The 17,623-nt window shown below is 37.3% G+C and carries 13 protein-coding genes; 9 read left to right on the plus strand and 4 right to left on the minus strand.

Annotated features, from left to right (window positions below):
- Position 1: 1 nt before the first annotated feature.
- Positions 2 to 3,445, minus strand: coding sequence for a TonB-dependent receptor (locus tag DF947_RS16820; RefSeq protein WP_146202933.1), 3,444 nt, complete (start codon positions 3,443 to 3,445; stop codon positions 2 to 4).
- Between the two features lie 139 nt (positions 3,446 to 3,584).
- Entirely contained in the window at positions 3,585 to 4,769 is a 1,185-nt protein-coding gene (locus tag DF947_RS16825; RefSeq protein ID WP_109931215.1) for a FecR family protein, read from the minus strand.
- Positions 4,770 to 4,908: 139 nt separating this feature from the next.
- Here DF947_RS16825 and DF947_RS16830 point away from each other — a divergent pair, with 139 nt between their 5' ends.
- Positions 4,909 to 5,910 (plus strand): hypothetical protein, encoded by a 1,002-nt coding sequence (locus tag DF947_RS16830; protein ID WP_109931216.1) that lies wholly within the window; start codon positions 4,909 to 4,911, stop codon positions 5,908 to 5,910.
- A gap of 2 nt (positions 5,911 to 5,912) precedes the next feature.
- Here DF947_RS16830 and DF947_RS16835 read toward each other — a convergent pair whose 3' ends face one another.
- Positions 5,913 to 6,509, minus strand: coding sequence for an RNA polymerase sigma factor (locus tag DF947_RS16835; protein ID WP_109931217.1), 597 nt, complete (start codon positions 6,507 to 6,509; stop codon positions 5,913 to 5,915).
- A 188-nt stretch (positions 6,510 to 6,697) separates the two neighbouring features.
- Here DF947_RS16835 and dctA point away from each other — a divergent pair, with 188 nt between their 5' ends.
- Both dctA and rlmF read left to right on the plus strand, forming a co-directional pair.
- Positions 6,698 to 7,966, plus strand: coding sequence for a C4-dicarboxylate transporter DctA (gene dctA / locus DF947_RS16840; protein WP_109931218.1), 1,269 nt, complete (start codon positions 6,698 to 6,700; stop codon positions 7,964 to 7,966).
- Between the two features lie 438 nt (positions 7,967 to 8,404).
- Positions 8,405 to 9,415 (plus strand): 23S rRNA (adenine(1618)-N(6))-methyltransferase RlmF, encoded by a 1,011-nt coding sequence (gene rlmF, locus DF947_RS16845; RefSeq protein ID WP_109931219.1) that lies wholly within the window; start codon positions 8,405 to 8,407, stop codon positions 9,413 to 9,415.
- An 84-nt stretch (positions 9,416 to 9,499) separates the two neighbouring features.
- Here rlmF and DF947_RS16850 read toward each other — a convergent pair whose 3' ends face one another.
- Positions 9,500 to 9,922 (minus strand): cupin domain-containing protein, encoded by a 423-nt coding sequence (locus DF947_RS16850; protein ID WP_109931361.1) that lies wholly within the window; start codon positions 9,920 to 9,922, stop codon positions 9,500 to 9,502.
- 269 nt (positions 9,923 to 10,191) lie between these two features.
- Between DF947_RS16850 and sucD the strand changes: the two genes are divergently transcribed.
- From sucD to DF947_RS16880, 6 genes are all read left to right on the plus strand, one after another.
- Complete coding sequence (gene sucD, locus DF947_RS16855) at positions 10,192 to 11,064, plus strand: succinate--CoA ligase subunit alpha (protein WP_109931220.1); 873 nt, start codon at positions 10,192 to 10,194, stop codon at positions 11,062 to 11,064.
- 626 nt (positions 11,065 to 11,690) lie between these two features.
- Entirely contained in the window at positions 11,691 to 12,188 is a 498-nt protein-coding gene (locus DF947_RS16860) for a methionine-R-sulfoxide reductase (protein ID WP_205940809.1), read from the plus strand.
- A 221-nt stretch (positions 12,189 to 12,409) separates the two neighbouring features.
- Positions 12,410 to 12,790: a septal ring lytic transglycosylase RlpA family protein gene (locus DF947_RS16865; RefSeq protein ID WP_109931221.1), complete on the plus strand. Its 381-nt coding sequence runs from the start codon at positions 12,410 to 12,412 to the stop codon at positions 12,788 to 12,790.
- A gap of 455 nt (positions 12,791 to 13,245) precedes the next feature.
- Positions 13,246 to 14,217 (plus strand): ribonucleoside-diphosphate reductase small subunit, encoded by a 972-nt coding sequence (locus tag DF947_RS16870; RefSeq protein WP_109931222.1) that lies wholly within the window; start codon positions 13,246 to 13,248, stop codon positions 14,215 to 14,217.
- Positions 14,218 to 14,375: 158 nt separating this feature from the next.
- Positions 14,376 to 16,760 carry a ribonucleoside-diphosphate reductase subunit alpha gene (locus DF947_RS16875; protein WP_109931223.1) on the plus strand — a complete coding sequence of 795 codons (2,385 nt, stop codon included), beginning with the start codon at positions 14,376 to 14,378 and terminating at the stop codon, positions 16,758 to 16,760.
- 186 nt (positions 16,761 to 16,946) lie between these two features.
- On the plus strand, positions 16,947 to 17,168 hold the full coding sequence (locus DF947_RS16880) for a cysteine-rich CWC family protein (RefSeq protein ID WP_240615405.1): 222 nt from the start codon (positions 16,947 to 16,949) through the stop codon (positions 17,166 to 17,168).
- Positions 17,169 to 17,623: the final 455 nt, after the last annotated feature.

Genomic DNA, 17,623 nt, shown 5'->3' on the forward strand with positions numbered 1-17,623 from the left:
TTTAAAGCGTTACATTTAAACCCAATGAAATAATTCTGGTAGGCGCATAAGTATAGCTCGAGTTTCCGTTGTATGCCTGTGAAGGATCGAAGCCTTTTCTGTACGATTTCATAAATAGATTTTCTCCTGTTAAGAATACGCGGGCGTTGTTGATAGACAATTTTTTGGTCAGCTTTTTAGGAAGAGAATACGTGAAATTCGCTGCTCTTAAATATAAATAAGAAGCATCTACCAACCAGCGGTCGCTATCGTACATGGTGCCACCTATAGTTCTTTTCGGAACATTGGTTATATCGCCAGGTTTCTGCCAACGCTCCAAAGCATCAACATGCAAAGCCCTTCCATAAGTACCGTTGTACATTAAAGATTGGTAATCGCCATCAAAAGAAACACCACCAACCTGATAAATGAATCTAAAATCGAGTGCAAAATTTTTATAAGTTAAAGTATTGTTAATGCTTCCATAAAAATCTGGGATGGCCGAGCCTGCGTAATGATATTGCGCACTGCTTCCGCTTGTAGTTACTACAGTTCCATCAGGCATAGTCTTAGTGCTCGTAGCAGATGCATTGGCTACGAAAAGTTCCGAACCAGTATCAGGATCTACACCATAGTAATCACGCAGCCAATAATCGTAACGTGATTGACCAACCATGTATTTTTTAGTTCCATCAATATATTCATCAAATGGAAGTTTGGAAATTTTATTGGTCAGTCTTGTCCAGTTAAAACCAATGTTCCATTTAAAGTTTTTCGTTTTAATTGGTGTTCCATCCAATTGGATTTCTACACCACGGTTATATAGGCTTCCAAAGTTTTGATTTTGAGAAGATAAACCTGATGATAAGGCTAAAGGAACATTGAATAATAAATTATCAGTAGAACGGTTAAAATATTCTACATTACCCGAAATGCGGTTTTTCAAAAATCCGAACTCTAAGGCGATATCCATATTGTTGTTGGATTCCCATTGAATTTCTTCGTTTCCTAAAACCAGCGATTGTTTAATACCGGCCTCATTACCATTTTTAAAACCTGTATCATAGAAAGTTTGATATAAATAATATCCGCCCAAATCATCCGATCCAACCTGGCCATAAGATCCGCGAAGCTTTAAATTGTCGATCCAGCTTACTTTGAAAAATTTCTCCTTGCTAATTTGCCACCCGGCACCAACCGACCAGAATTTACCCCAGCGATAATCGGGTGAGAATTTTGAAGATCCATCAGTACGATAGGATGCCGATGCAAAATATCTGCCGTCAAAATCGTATTGCAACCTTCCAAAATAAGATTCGATTCTGTAATTATCTTGATAAGAAGTTAGGGAAAGAATATTGGCAAAGTTTTTAAGCTCTGTTGATCCAGAAACAATTTGCCCAGCCGCACTGCCAAAATTATAATCGTAACGGCGTTGATAAGCCTCGTGTCCTGCCAAAACATCGATATTATGGCGACCGAGCGAGCGGTTATAATTTAGCAATTGATTTATGTTTATGGTTCTGGTGGTAGAATTGGTACGGTTACTTCTTCCATTTGATGTGAGTCCATCGCCAATAATAGGGCTGTCAAAAACACTAAACTTGTAATTGTTTAAGTCTAAGCTGAAGTTTGTGGTCAGCTTAAAGTTTTTAAGGAAAGAAATTTCTGCATAAGTACGACCGCTAACAAAATTTCTTTCGGTGAAATTATCATTGTATTCAGTTTCGGCCAAAACGTTTCTTCCCGGTGCAATTGGTCTGGTATAACCTTCGTCATAAACCTGATTGCCAAGCGCATCGTAAACATAACTTCCATCTGCATTATGTTTATGAACGGCATAAATTGGTGCAAAGATCAGATCGGTGTAAAAAGGGTTTTCCCAAATTCCACTATCCTCGTTCCCAACTTTTGTTTTTTGAACCGAACCCGATAAATTGATGCCAGTTTTGATCCATTTTTTAATTTGCGAGTTCATATTTACCCGTCCACTGTACCGATTAAAATCTGTAAGTACCGAGTAACCCTCATCTTTTAAATAATTTAACGAACCAAAGAAATCACTTTTATTGCTGCCGCCACGATAGTTTACATTGTATTCGCTGCGTAAACCTGTACGGCGCAATTGGTCTTTCCAGTTTAAATCTTCAGGATAAATCAGGCTAGCTGCCGGATTAATTGCTCCGTTAGTTAAAACTACCTGATTATCGGCCACATTGAATGGATTTGAAATTAAAGAACCAACAATATTGTTTGATGCCTGAGTGTTTGCAGCATCTAAAGTTGCTCCACCAGATACCAAACTATTGCGCATAGATTCCCATAACAGCGGGTAATATTGATAAGCATCAACTTTATCATAATCAGATAAGCCTCTTGAGTTTAAGCCCTGTGTGGTTTTAAAGGTTAAGCTAGGCGGACTATCTTTTCCTTTTTTGGTCGTAATCAAAATAACACCGTTTGCAGCTCTCGATCCATATAAGGCCGAGGCAGAAGCATCTTTTAAAACCGAAATACTTTCAATATCATCGGGATTGATGTTATTTAATGCGCCTTCATACGGTGCGCCGTCTACAACATAAAGTGGATCGGAGCCACCATTTATTGTTCCAAACCCGCGAATACGTACTGCAGGGCCTGCGCCAGGCTGACCGCTACCCGTTGTAGTTTGAATTCCCGGTGCTGCGCCTACCAAGGCTGTACTTAAATTGGAAATTGGTCTAGATTCGAGTTCTTTAGCACTAATTGTTGATACAGAATTGGTTAACGCACTTTTTCTTAGTGTTCCGTATGCCTGCACAACAACTTCTTCTAGCTGTTTATTTTCTACGGTTAACTGAACATCCAATGTATTGCTGGCGCCAACTACAACCTCTTTGTTTGCATAGCCCAAGTAAGAATATACCAAAGTTGTTTCTCCATCAGGTAACGAGATTGAATATTTTCCATCCGAATTGGTAATTACACCACCATTTCTGCCTTTAATTCTAACCGATACGCCCGGTAAAGCTCCATTATCGTCGTTACTGGTTACCGTACCCGAAATTATCCGATCTACACGAACTGCTTTTACTTCGGGCTTGGTTTTAACGATTATCGTTTTATCCTCAACTGAATATGTTAAAGGCTGTTTACCGAAAATAACCTTCAGAAATTCTTCCAAAGTGAAATCCTTTACATTAAAAGTAACCAGATTGGCATCTTTAATTACTTCATTACTGTAAATAAAATAATAACCGGTTTGCTTTCTAACCTCTTTAAAAATGGTTTTTAGAGTGGCATTTGTTGCAGATAGGTTAATCTTTTGCGCCATTGTTTTACCACTAACCTGAAAGGCTAGACAAAAAATAAGTATTGCTGTAAATTTCATGACCAAAAAAGCTTTAAACGCATAACTTCTTCTCTTTAGTTTTGTAATAGTTTTGGGCAGGGGATTACCCATTTTAGATTGTAGACAATCTTTCATAAGTTTGTTTGGTTTTGGTTTATTGATAAGTTGATAATTTTTATAGCCCAAAACTGCTGCTTGCAGCTTTAGTGAATCTTCTCGGCTGCAACCGAGAGGATTTTTTTGCTATGAGTCTTTCCGCCTTTTACTTCATATATTATTTATTGATTTGTTTTACCTCTATCGTTTTGTTTTTAATATCAAACTCGATGTTGCCTGCTGCCTGCAAAAGCTTTAATAATTTGGATACATTGTTATTCCGGCTTACAACACCATTAAACTTTATTTTTGGTATGTTGCCAGTATATTTAACATCTACATTATACCATCTTTCTATCTGACGCATAACTTCGGTTACACTTGCATCTTCAAAAATAAATAGGCCGTTTTTCCAATCTACAACATTATCTATATCAACATTATTTAGAGTAATGTTGTTGCTTTCCGAATTAAAAAGCGCCTGTTGTCCGGGTACTAGAATTTTAGATGTATTGTGGTTGCTTAACTTTATCGAACCCTCTAAAAGCGTTACAGCAGCATTTTCTTCATTCGGGTAAACGTTAACATTAAAATGCGTTCCCAATACTTCTACGCTTGCACCACCGCTTTGTACAATAAAAGGTTTGGTCTTATCTTTTGCAACCTCGAAATAAGCTTCTCCAGTTACCGTTACCTTACGCTGATTGCCTACAAATGCTGAAGGAAAGGTAATTGATGACTCAGCATTGAGCCAAACAAGACTTTTATCGGGCAACATTAGCCTATACTGACCACCACGGGGAGTAGATAGTGTATTTACATATACGGTTTTTTCTCCGTTTGTATTTATTTCATTGTACTCAATAAAACCTTCGTCGTTTTTGTTAATATTCGATTGGCCTTGTTTTGTCAAAACTCCATTATGGGCATCGTTTAAGACAATCTCAGACCCATCCGCTAATTTTAAAATGGCTTTATCACTTCCCGGTAATAAATCACGTTTGGTAATTTTCTCTACCGAATGCTCTTCTGCTGGTTTATTAAAAACTTTGAAGCCCAAATAAGAAACCAAAATTAAAGAGGCAGCAATGGTTAGTTTTTTAGCAAAACTGATAATTAAACCTGATTTAGATTTCTTTTTATTATCTGAAACAATATTACTGTACATGTGCTCCCAGTCAACATGATGTACATCGGCATCGGGCAAACCAATCTTATCTGCCTTTTTCATAAAGTCGTCAAAAACCTGTTTGTTTTCATCTTTTTTGATATAGTCAAACAGCTCAATGAAATCGGCTTCAGAGATGCTTTTATTAATATATTGCTCTAGTAAATTGTTAATTCTGTTATTGTTTTCCGGCATGTTTGGTTAAGGCAGAGATGTGCCTTTAATACATAGACAGTTAAGTAGATATGAAGGACCGCTAAAAAAAAAAATATTTTTTTTGACGGTCCTGTAGTAAGCAATGAGTGTCTATATGTAAAATCAAAACCTCAAAATTATGTTTAAGAAAATTACGGTTATTGCTGTTTTAATGTTCGCATTTTGCATTCCTAAAATCCAGGCAAAAAATTGTGAAAATGTTTTATTTCAGGATAGCGTAAAACGATATGAACCGGGGAAAAGTTATGTTTTCAAGGTAAATGCTGCTTCGGGAGAATATGCCAACGCAATTGAATACATTGCCGGAGACGTAAAATCCAAATTGATATTAACTTCGCCACATGGTGGCGATTTAAAACCAGAATTTATGCATACCCGTACAAAGGAATTTGTGGCAAAAACCGATGATAATGATTTTGGCGATACGGAAAGTTTTTCCGGGATATCTGATTCTAAAACGCTGGAACTTACCATGGAGCTGGCTGATGAAATTAAAAGAACAACGGGGTTAAGACCGCACATTATTTTAAATCATTTGCACAGAAGTAAGTTAGATGCCAATAGAGCAATGTCTTTAGCTTCGCAGGGCGATGAAAATGCAGAGGCAGCCTGGAAAGCATTTCACCAATATATTGATGATGCAAAGCAACAGGTAGCCAAAAATGGTGATGGATTGTTACTGGATATTCATGGCAATGCGCACCGTCCACAAAGAACTGAAGTTGGTTTATTGCTAAAAGGAAAAGATTTTACTAATGAAAATTTAGAACAGTTTGCAGATAAATCGAGTGTTAAGGCAATGGTTAAAAGTGGCAAAGCTACTATGGCCGACCTGGTTAAAGGCGATTATGCTTTAGGAACTTTGTTAAGTAATAACGGTGTGTTAGCCACACCATCGAAGTCAAATCCAGATCCTATCGATGCACAGGTTTTTCCTGATGGAAGATATTTTAACGGTGGTTACAATACAGCAAGGCATGGTTCGCGTTTTTCAGGAAATATATCGGCAATCCAGTTGGAATTTAATGGAGATGTTAGAATGAATGATAAAACCAGACCAGGTTATGTTAAATCGATTTCAAAAGTGATAAGTCAGTTTATGACCAAATATTTTAACTGAGTTTATGAAAAGAAATAAACGAGAAATGCAGTGATGCTAATTTTAATTGTATTTATTGAAAGGTAGTGGCGCAGATATTTTAAAACATCAACAATGATATTTTTGACCCTACTTTTCGATAGGCCCACCTGGCTGGCAATTTCTTCGTGGCTTAAACCATCTTCGCGACTCATTTTAAAGATCTGCTGTTTCTGTTCTGATAAATTTAAAAGCCCTTTTTTAATTAGCATTTCACTGTCTTTCAAATCAGTTAGATCTTCAATATCATTACTTTCAACCTGCATGTTGGCCCAAAGCTGTGCCAGTATTTTCTGGTTTTTAGCTGCTTGATTTAAGTAGTTGTAGGTTTTGTTGCGAACAATAGTGTAAATGTAATTACGAGGATGTTCAATATTAGGTAGCATTTCTCTCTTTTGCCAAATCGTAAAGAAAGTATCCTGAACAATCTCTTCAGCATCGGCTTTTGAATGAACAAACTTTACAACGAAACTATAAACCCTATTTTTATAAAGCTCAAAAACATGCTTAAATGCAAATTCATCGCCATTGGCAATTTTTTGCAGCAATATCTTCTCTGCTGATAGGTTATAAATAGACATTAAGGTTTGGTTGTTTTGTTTAGGCTGGCTAAATATATGAATTACTGTAAGATAAAAATATATTTAACTAAAATTGATACAAATGTGGTTTGATTTTTATCAAACTTTATGAGATTGTTATTTTGTTTAGCAACTTTTAAAACCAAAAAGGAAAAATTAATCTATATTTCATTCTTCAAAATCGATTAATGAAATCAATTCTATCCAATTTAACATTTCAAGTCCTTGTTGCCATTACGGTAGGCATATTAGTTGGCGCATATTTTCCTGGTTTTGCTCCAACTGCAAAATTAATTAGCCAAGGCTTCATTAACATGATAAGTATGTTAATTGCGCCCATAATCTTTTTTACAATTGTATTGGGTATTGCACACATGGGCGATATGAAAAAGGTTGGTCGCGTTGGTGGGAAGGCACTTTTGTACTTCGAAATTGTAAGTACGGTTGCCATTGCTATTGGCTTACTGGTTGCAAATATTTTAAAGCCAGGGGTGGGCATGGTTGCCAAAACCGGTGATGCCACAAAAATAGCCGGCTATGCAGAACAGGCTAAAGATATGAATTGGGCCGAATTCTTTCTTCACATTATTCCGCACAATGTAATCGCATCGTTTGCCGAAGGAAATATTTTGCAGATTTTGTTTTTTGCAATTCTGTTTGGCTATGGCTTAAACAAATTGGGTGGCGAGGGAACCTCAGTTTTAAATGCTTTTGATAAAATTTCTAAGGTGCTTTTCAAAATCATGAAAGTGGTGATGCGCTTAGCTCCAATTGGTGCTTTCGGCGGAATGGCTTTTAGCATTGGTACACATGGACTGCAAAGTATAATCGGAATGGCAAAATTAATGGGATCGGTTTACTTAACCTGTATTCTTTTCATTTTTGTGATTTTAAATGGAATTTGCAGGTACTATAAATTTAGTCTTTGGCAATACCTTAAATATATCCGTCAAGAAATTTTAATTGTATTGGGAACATCCTCGTCAGAATCGGCCTTGCCTAGTATGATGCAAAAAATGGAAGCAATTGGTTGCGATAAATCTGTAGTTGGTTTGGTAATCCCAACAGGGTATTCTTTTAATCTCGATGGAACTGCAATTTATTTGGCCATGGCTGTGATTTTTCTTTGTCAGGTATTCCATGTCGATTTATCTATTGGGCAACAACTAACTATTTTAGCCATTTTGATGGTTACCTCTAAAGGCGCTGCTGGAGTAACCGGAAGCGGGTTTATTGTTTTGGTTTCAACACTTACGGCATTAAAAATTATGCCGATAGAACACATTTCGATTTTAATTGGTGTAGATCGTTTTATGAGCGAGGCCAGGGCGATAACCAACGTAATTGGAAATGGTGTAGCAACAATTGTAATTGCCAAAAGTGAAAACCAGTTTGATGAAGCGAAGTATTTAAAAGCGATTCAACCCGCTAGGATTGAGAAAAATGAAGAGGGTTAAATGGTAATTTTGATCCTCGGCCACGGTTCGTGTCTCCACGAACCGAAATTAGTTTTGAGTGGTTCGTGGAGACACGAACCATGGCGTTAGTGGTTTCAATGACTCAAAGAAATTTTCATCTTTTTTAAGTCTTAGCGAGACGCTAAGACTAGAATGGTTGTTAGTTGCCTGTCTGGATGCCGCTCTCTAGTTGTAGCGTCTCGCTACGACTCACAATAGATTCGTTTTTTAAGTCTTAGCAAGACGCTAAGACTAGGATAGGACACGAACCATGGCGTTAGACACTAACCATGGCGTCAGTATAAAATTTAGACGTATTAAACTTTACGCAACAAATTCTAAACCATTGACTAATGACCAATGACGCACAACCCAATTCTTTTGCCTACCTTTGCGTTAGAAACATGCACACAGCTTGTTTAATTAAACCAGATCACATTGGCTCAAGAAGAACAGAATAACCGCAAAGAAAAAAGCGAGTTACACCCACGCAACAAACATCGTTCGCGTTACAATTTCAAACAACTTATTGCAACTTCAAAAGAACTCAAACGTTTCGTTTTTAAGAACGAACACAATGATGATTCTATCGATTTTGCTGATCAAAGCGCTGTTAAGGCGTTAAACAAAGCATTATTAAAGTACTTTTATAACATTTCACAGTGGGATATACCAAAAGATTATCTTTGTCCACCTATACCAGGACGTGCAGACTATATCCACTATGTTGCCGATCTTTTGGGCTCAAGCAATAAGGGAAAAATTCCAAAAGGAGCAAATGTAAACGTATTGGATGTTGGTGTTGGATCAAACTGTATTTATCCTATAATTGGCCATCAGGAGTATGGCTGGAGTTTTGTAGGTTCTGAGATCGATCCTCTTTCCGTAGAATCAGCAAAAAGAATTATTGATGCCAATAAACCACTTCAAGGTGCGGTAGAAATTCGCCAGCAATCATCGAAAATGGGTATTTTTAGGGGGATTGTTGGTCGTACAGAACGCTTCGATGCAGTAGTTTGCAATCCGCCATTTCACTCTTCTTTAAAAGAAGCAGAACAAGGAACTCGCCAAAAATGGCGTAACTTGGGTGGAAATGAAAAAGAAGTGAAACATGTTTTAAACTTCGGTGGAAACAAAGCAGAGCTTTGGTGTCCGGGTGGTGAACGTGCTTTTGTTGAACAGATGATTATCCAAAGCGAGCAAATTAAAAATCAGGTTTTGTGGTTTACCTCACTGGTTTCTAAAAGTGCCAATTTGAAAAGCATTTATAGCACTTTGGTTAAAGCAAATGCCTTCGAAGTTACAACTGTTCAAATGTCGCAAGGACAAAAAATAAGTCGTTTTGTAGCATGGACTTTCCATGATGAGGCGGCACAGGCCGAATGGGCAAAAGGATGGAAGACCGAACCGAAAAAAGAAATTCCTAAGCCAGAAGCAAAAAGTATTTAGTTTTAAGAATATAAGCTAAGCCAGATTAACTGTTAAATGTTGATCTGGCTTTTTTTTGTTCTGTTTCGCTGGCTGAGCTCACATTTATTTCTTCTCGTAAACAATCAAAATAACCAGATCATGATCTGCATTTGGTGCAATACCGTGCGAACTTCCCGGACGGGTTAAAATGGCATCACCAGGTTTTACAGAGAAAATTTTGCCGTTCATCTGCATTTTTCCATTCCCACTGATAACATAATAAATCTCATCTTCTTTTTGGAGGTGATAACCAATTGAAGAGCCTGGTTTTAAAATTCTTTTTCTAAAAGCCGTTTTCAAACCCTTGGCCTCTCCAAAGAAGTTAAAGCCAACAGTTTTTCCGCCTCCAGCATGTGTGCCGGGTTCTTCCTTTGCAACTTCAATATCGTTTTGGATTATATATTTTGCCGTATCGATATTTTGTGCTTGAGCATTAAGGCAAACGAAAAATGTAACAACTGCCACAGGAATGATTTTCTTTATCATTGGGATTCTATTATTGGTTTTCAGCTTTGATTGTTCTGCTTTAAAAGTAAATTTAAGGGTTTTGCTTTGTGCTGCCAAAAGCGAGGAACTTTTGTTAAATAAACCTGATCGGAACGGGCACGTAGTGTAACGAAGTAAAGTGGAGAGCAGGGCTGAATGCGCCATAATGCAATTCCTTACATTTTCCTGAAAAAAGCGGGCAAATAATATGTTTTTAGATTTGAAATCCACTGCAATAATATTAGCTTTGCACAAAAAAAAATTGATACATGAGCGTTTTAGTAAATAAAGATTCTAAGGTTATCGTTCAGGGTTTTACCGGAAACGAAGGAACTTACCACGCTGAGCAAATGCTGGCCTATGGTACAAACGTAGTTGGTGGTGTAACGCCTGGCAAAGGTGGGCAATTGCATTTAGATAAGCCTGTTTTTAATACTGTTAAAGATGCCGTTGATAAAACGGGAGCAAATGTATCTATCATTTTTGTGCCACCGGCTTTTGCTGCTGATGCAATTATGGAGGCTGCCGAAGGTGGTATTAAAGTTATTGTTTGTATTACTGAAGGTATCCCAACCAAGGATATGATTCAGGTTAAAGAATATATTTCTGATCGTGATGTTACGCTTATTGGCCCTAACTGCCCAGGCGTAATTACTGCTGATGAAGCTAAAATTGGTATCATGCCTGGCTTTATCTTCAAAAAAGGTCATGTTGGTGTAGTTTCAAAATCTGGAACGTTAACTTACGAGGCAGTAGATCAGGTTGTTAAAGCTGGTTTAGGCATTACAACAGCAATTGGTATTGGTGGTGACCCGATTATTGGTACGCCAACTGTTGAAGCAGTTAAATTATTAATGAACGATCCTGAAACACATGGTATCATCATGATTGGTGAAATTGGTGGTGGAATGGAAGCTGAAGCAGCCCGTTGGATTAAAGAGCATGGTACTAAACCTGTTGTTGGTTTTATTGCTGGTCAAACTGCGCCTCCGGGACGTAGAATGGGCCACGCAGGTGCTATTGTTGGTGGTGCTGATGATACAGCTGCCGCTAAAATGAAAATTATGCGTGAGTGTGGTATCCGTGTAGTAGAAAGTCCTGCTGAAATCGGTGCTGCAATGGCAGAAGAATTGGCAAAATAAGATTTTTAAAATCTCTTTATAGGAAAGCGTTTCGATTAACTTCGGGACGTTTTTTTTGTTGGCCTCACCCTATAAGAGCTAGTGGCTAGATCAAAGCCTGCGCTATCCCTCTCCTTGAGGAGAGGGAATTAATGTTTTGTGATGGTAGAACCAGCAATGGTCTTTCCCACATATAAAGGTGATAAACGCTGATGGTTAAAACCACTATCCTTTGTTTCCCTCTCTTTAAGGAGAGGGATTTGCACTAAAGAGCCCGGCTTACAATCTTTGATACGGTGAGGTTTTTTGCATTTTATCTCACTTATCAAAGTTATTGATTAAATAAAAGGGATTAATTGTTTTGTGGTTTGAAAATGGCAATAATCCGTTCCCGCAGATGAATGTATAAACGCTGAGGGTTAAAATCACTGTCCTTTGTTTCCCTCTCTTTAAGGAGAGGGATTTGCACTAGAGAGTCCGGCTTACAAACTTTGATAGGGTGAGGCTTTCCCGGAGAGGGATTTGCTTCGCAGAAGATACGCTACGAACTTTCACAGGGTTACACCCTTTTTATCATCTTTTTGTAAACACTATTGCAAACCTTTAAACCAACAAACCAAAACAAAATCTATAGCGTATATTGTAGTATGAGAATGATGATAAATAAACTATTTTTAATTTCGACTGTTGTTTTGATGACTAGTCTTTCAGCATGTGCACAGAAGAAAGATAAGGGAAAAGAAGAACAATCTACAGAACAAGTAATAGCAAAGAAAAAAATGAACTGGAATCCATTAACCCCCGAAGAAGAAAGAGTAATTGTTAATAAAGGAACTGAGTATCCAGGTACCGGTAAATATGAACATACAACGGATAAGGGTACTTATACATGTAAACGTTGTAATGCGGCTTTATATCGTTCGGAAAGTAAATTTGATGCGCACTGCGGATGGCCAGCTTTTGATGATGAAATTAAAGGTGCAGTTAAACGCATTCCAGATGCTGATGGTTCGCGTACAGAAATTGTTTGTGCCAACTGTGGTGCACATTTAGGCCACGTATTTTTGGGTGAAGGATTTACAAATAAAGACACGCGTCATTGTGTAAATTCCATCTCAATGAATTTTGTACCTGATAAAAAATAAGGTGGGTATAGTAGGGTTAGGTAGAGGCGTACGACGATAGGTTGTACGCCTTTTTTTATTTTTAGATTTGTGATTTTTCTTAGAAAATAAGCTCGATTTCTGCTCTTAATTTGATGTTTTTAATCACCAGATTTTATACTTCAGACCTCCAATTTTTCCACAAATTATTGATTATAAACTAAATGCTTATATTTGCAGGCTCGATAAAGAAAATTTAGCCTATGAAGTATCTTCTGTTATTAAGTTTTAGCTTTCTGTTTTTGCAGAGTAACGCACAAAATTCTGAGTCATCGAATGAGCCAGATAGTATCAAAAAAACAGTTCTAGCAACTTATTATAATAGAAAGTTCGAAGGTCGCCGAACCACTAGCGGCGCAAAATACAGGGCTAAAAAATTCACGGCTGCACATCGCTCATTGCCTTTTGGTACCAAAGTTACCGTAACCAATCCAGATAATGGAAAATCGGTTGTAGTAAAAGTAAATGATAGAGGCCCTTTTGTTAAAAGATTAGCTATAGATTTATCAGAAAGCGCTGCAAAACAGATTGGTATCTACCGTAAAGGTATTGCTCGGGTTAAGCTAAGCTATACTGTGGAGTAATACTCTTTTTAGCTCTAATACAGATTGATTTTACCTCCCAAATTTAAGTTATTAACACTTGTTTTGGTTTCCTAAACCCTTAAAAAGAAATGATTAGCTTTTTTTTCGCTTGAAAATGATATTTAGCTGATTGATTTATCCACTGATTTCAGGGTAGTGTTAACAACTTTGATTCACAAAAAACGGCTCCCGTATATATATTTGTTATAACAAAGTTCTTTAACTTCTTGCGCTTTAAAACAAATATAAAAGCTTAGTTTTTAGTAATTTATACGTACATCTCTCTGATTGCAGATTTAAATTTCCTAACTAGAAACTCAGTTGTTTGCAAAGCGATGAGGTTAGCACTTTCACTACAGCGTTTTGATAAAAGACATTACAATCACCATATAAAATTGGTGGATGCGTGCCTTTGTCGGCTCTGTGCAAATTGAAGATTAAAAAAACATCAGCATATGGAACAGGAATTATTACTACAAGAAAATAAAGACAGGTTTGTGCTATTGCCGATCAAATACCCGGCAATATGGGAAATGTATAAGAAGACCGAGGCTAGTTTTTGGACGGCAGAAGAGATTGATCTTTCTGATGACCAAAAGCACTGGGACAACTTAAATGATGGCGAAAGACATTTCATTTCTCATATTCTTGCTTTCTTTTCTGCTAGTGATGGTATCGTAAACGAAAATTTGGCCGTTAACTTCATGAGTGAAGTGCAGTTGCCAGAGGCACGTTGTTTCTATGGTTTCCAAATTATGATGGAAAACATTCATGCCGAAACTTATGCGTTGTTAATTGATACTTACATTAAAGATCCTGAAGAAAAAGATCGGTTATTCCACGCTATTGATACTGTTCCGGCAGTAAAAAGAAAAGCGGAATGGGCGTTACGCTGGATTGAAAATGGAAGTTTTGCAGAACGTTTGGTTGCTTTTGCTGCGGTTGAAGGTATTTTCTTTAGCGGAAGTTTCTGTTCTATCTTTTGGTTAAAGAAACGCGGTTTAATGCCGGGATTAACTTTCAGTAACGAGTTAATCTCTAGAGATGAAGGTTCTCACTGTGAGTTTGCATGTTTATTATACGGCATGTTAAGCAATAAATTAAGCGAAGAGCAGGTTCACGGCATCATCAGCGATGCAGTAGAAATCGAAAAAGAATTTATTACCGATGCTTTACCAGTTGCATTAATTGGTATGAATGCAAAATTAATGAGCCAGTATATCGAATTCGTAGCCGATAGATGGTTACAGGAATTGGGTTACAAAAAAATCTACAATGCAACCAATCCGTTCGATTTTATGGAAATGATTTCATTGCAGGGAAAAACCAATTTCTTTGAAAAACGAGTTGGTGATTATCAAAAAAGCGGTGTATTAACCTCTGCTGATAACAATAAACAAGCGTTTTCTTTAGATGAAGACTTTTAACTAGAATTTGAATTTAGGAATGATAGAATGAGTGAATGCTTATCCCGTCATCGAAAAAATAATTAAAATATACGAGTGGTTTAAAATGTTGAAAGGAAGTCCATTCACTCATTCAAAACCCGCTCATTCAATCATTAACAAAATAAATCTCATAAATTATGTTCGTACTAAAAAGAGATGGCCGCAAAGAGGCGGTGCAATTTGACAAAATCACAGCTCGGATTCAAAAGTTGTGCTACAGTTTAAATTCAGACCTTGTAGACCCGATTGATGTTGCCAAAAAGGTAATCGAAGGTTTATACGATGGTGTAACCACATCAGAGCTGGATAACCTTGCTGCGGAAACTGCTGCATCGTTAACCACAAAACATCCTGATTATGCGTTATTGGCATCGCGTATTGCGGTTTCCAACTTGCATAAAAACACTACTAAATCATTCTCGGGTACGATGAAAATGTTGTACGAATATTTCGACCCGAAAGCGCAGAAAGCTGCACCGCTTATCGCTGATGATGTTTATGAGATCATTGAAAAAAACAAGGATATTTTAGATAGTTCTATCATTTACGACCGCGATTTCGGTTTCGATTATTTCGGTTTCAAAACTTTAGAAAAATCTTACCTGTTAAAAGTAAACAATAAAATTGTTGAGCGTCCTCAGCACTTATTTATGCGTGTTTCTGTAGGTATCCACAAAGAAGATATCGAAAGTGCAATCAAAACATATAACTTAATGAGCGAGCGCTGGTTTACACACGCTACGCCAACATTATTCAACGCAGCTACTCCAAAACCTCAAATGTCATCATGCTTCTTGTTAACCATGCAGGATGATAGCATCGAAGGTATTTATGATACTTTAAAACAAACTGCTAAAATTTCTCAAAGTGCTGGTGGTATTGGTTTAAGCATCCATAACATCCGTGCAACAGGTTCTTACATTGGCGGTACAAACGGTACAAGTAACGGTATTATACCAATGTTGCGTGTATTTAACGATACTGCTCGCTATGTAGACCAAGGCGGAGGTAAACGTAAAGGTGCTTTCGCAATCTATTTAGAGCCTTGGCATGCAGATGTTTTCGAATTCTTAGACCTTCGCAAAAATCACGGTAAAGAAGAAATGCGTGCCCGCGATTTATTCTATGCACTTTGGATTAACGATTTGTTTATGCAACGTGTTAAGGACAACGGCGAATGGACTTTATTCTGTCCGCATGAAGCACCTGGTTTAGCAGATTGTTTCGGCGCTGAGTTCGAAGCATTATATACTAAATATGAAACTGAAGGCCGCGGACGTAAAACCATTAAAGCACAAGAGCTTTGGTTTGCGATTTTAGATTCGCAAATTGAAACCGGTACGCCTTATATGTTGTTTAAAGATGCAGCGAACAGCAAATCTAACCAACAAAATTTAGGTACAATCAAGTCTTCTAACTTATGTACTGAAATTATTGAGTACACTTCTAAAGATGAAGTTGCGGTTTGTAACTTAGCATCATTAGCATTGCCTCGTTTCGTAATCAATGGCCAATTCGACCACCAAAAATTATACGATGTAACTTATCAGGCTACTTTAAACCTGAATAAAATTATTGACCATAACTATTACCCAGTTCAAGAAGCTGAAAATTCAAACATGCGTCACCGTCCGGTTGGTTTGGGTGTACAAGGTTTGGCAGATGCATTTATCTTATTGCGTTTACCATTCGAAAGTGATGAGGCAAAACGTTTAAACAAAGATATCTTCGAAACGATTTATTTCGCGTCGATGACAGCTTCACACGATTTAGCTGTGAAACATGGTCCTTATCAAACATTCAAAGGTTCACCATTATCAAAAGGTAAATTCCAGTTCGATTTATGGAATGTAACTCCTGATAGTGGAAGATGGGATTGGAGCGCATTACGTAAGAAAGTAGTTAAAGATGGTGTGTACAACTCTTTATTGGTTGCACCAATGCCAACTGCTTCTACCTCGCAGATCTTGGGTAACAACGAGTGTTTTGAGCCGTATACTTCAAATATCTACACCCGTCGTGTATTAAGTGGAGAGTTCGTAGTGGTAAACAAACACTTATTGAAAGATTTAGTAGCATTAGGTTTGTGGAACAACGATATGAAAAACCAAATCATATTGGCTAACGGTTCAATCCAGGCCATTCCATCAATTCCTGATTATATTAAAGAATTGTACAAAACAGTTTGGGAAATCAAAATGCGTAACATCATCGATATGGCTGCCGATCGTGGCGCTTATATCTGCCAATCTCAATCGCTAAACTTGTTCGTAAATGCACCAAATACTTCAAAATTAACTTCAATGCACTTCTATGCATGGGAGAAAGGTTTGAAAACCGGTATGTACTACCTACGTACTCAAGCAGCATCGCAAGCAGTTAAGTTTACGGTTGAAAACCAAGGTGGTAAAGCAATTGAAGCGGTTATTCCGGCTGAGATGACGCAGGATCAGGTTGCGGAAGAAATCGTTGACGGACCAGTTTGTTCAATGGAAGAAGGCTGCATTAGCTGTTCAGGTTAAACCCCTAAATCCCCTAAAGGGGACTTTAAAGCGATCGTCATGCTGAATTTATTTCAGCATCTTTTCAATGGTTCCTGAAAAACAAGTTCAGGATGACGAATCTAATAATATCGTAAGGTTTTGGGCAAACGCTCAAAACCTTATTTTTTGTTTATATTTTTGTGCTTAGCTTTAAACTTTCAACTTTTGACTTTCAACTCTATAAATAGCAAACACGAAATCATTCCCTGCGAAAGATGCGGAACAGCTATTGAGTGCAAGGCAAATTCTTATACTAAATGCCAATGTAGTGTGGTTCAATTGAGCATTAATGAAGTTCAGCATATATCAGAATTGTATGATGGCTGTTTATGTGCTAAATGTTTGTTTGAGTTACAACAAGAATATAGAGAAGAAATTGGGGTTTGAGTACCTTTATTGGGCTCTCGTCATTGCGAGGAACGAAGCAATCTCAATCAAATAGTTGTTAATCCGCTTGCTTCAATGCTTAAAAATATTTAGAAAAGCAAGTTTCTATGCTTTTCATTGCTGAAGACTTGCTTTCCCTACTCCAGATGAAAATCGGGATTCTTCCCATCCAATTTAATTAACAGCGTAGATTTGCTCATTTTAAAACCTTTTTAGCCCTAGTCTGTATCATTTTTAAGCCAAATGCTTAGATCCGAAATAGGACATCTTTTCTAGGACTTATTAACAAATTTTATTTATTTCCATCAGCACATTTATGGTGTAACCTAAAATGTTAGTTTTGGGCCTTTTTGTTGAGTTTAAAAGACGATTTCGGAAAATGTCAAGTACAGTTGGTATTTATACTTAAATCGATCTTAAACCATCCCTGAGGCCTTAAAATCGATGAAAATATA

The sequence above is a fragment of the Pedobacter paludis genome (assembly GCF_003173575.1).
In the GTDB taxonomy this organism is placed as follows: Bacteria; Bacteroidota; Bacteroidia; order Sphingobacteriales; family Sphingobacteriaceae; genus Pedobacter; species Pedobacter paludis.

Coding starts and splice junctions, on each gene's coding strand:
- DF947_RS16820 (WP_146202933.1), bottom strand. CDS start 3,445: ATGAAAGATTGTCTACAATCTAAAATGGGTAATCCCCTGCCCAAAACT.
- DF947_RS16825 (WP_109931215.1), bottom strand. CDS start 4,769: ATGCCGGAAAACAATAACAGAATTAACAATTTACTAGAGCAATATATT.
- DF947_RS16830 (WP_109931216.1), top strand. CDS start 4,909: ATGTTTAAGAAAATTACGGTTATTGCTGTTTTAATGTTCGCATTTTGC.
- DF947_RS16835 (WP_109931217.1), bottom strand. CDS start 6,509: ATGTCTATTTATAACCTATCAGCAGAGAAGATATTGCTGCAAAAAATT.
- dctA (WP_109931218.1), top strand. CDS start 6,698: ATGAAATCAATTCTATCCAATTTAACATTTCAAGTCCTTGTTGCCATT.
- DF947_RS16850 (WP_109931361.1), bottom strand. CDS start 9,922: ATGATAAAGAAAATCATTCCTGTGGCAGTTGTTACATTTTTCGTTTGC.
- sucD (WP_109931220.1), top strand. CDS start 10,192: ATGAGCGTTTTAGTAAATAAAGATTCTAAGGTTATCGTTCAGGGTTTT.
- DF947_RS16860 (WP_205940809.1), top strand. CDS start 11,691: ATGAGAATGATGATAAATAAACTATTTTTAATTTCGACTGTTGTTTTG.
- DF947_RS16865 (WP_109931221.1), top strand. CDS start 12,410: ATGAAGTATCTTCTGTTATTAAGTTTTAGCTTTCTGTTTTTGCAGAGT.
- DF947_RS16870 (WP_109931222.1), top strand. CDS start 13,246: ATGGAACAGGAATTATTACTACAAGAAAATAAAGACAGGTTTGTGCTA.
- DF947_RS16875 (WP_109931223.1), top strand. CDS start 14,376: ATGTTCGTACTAAAAAGAGATGGCCGCAAAGAGGCGGTGCAATTTGAC.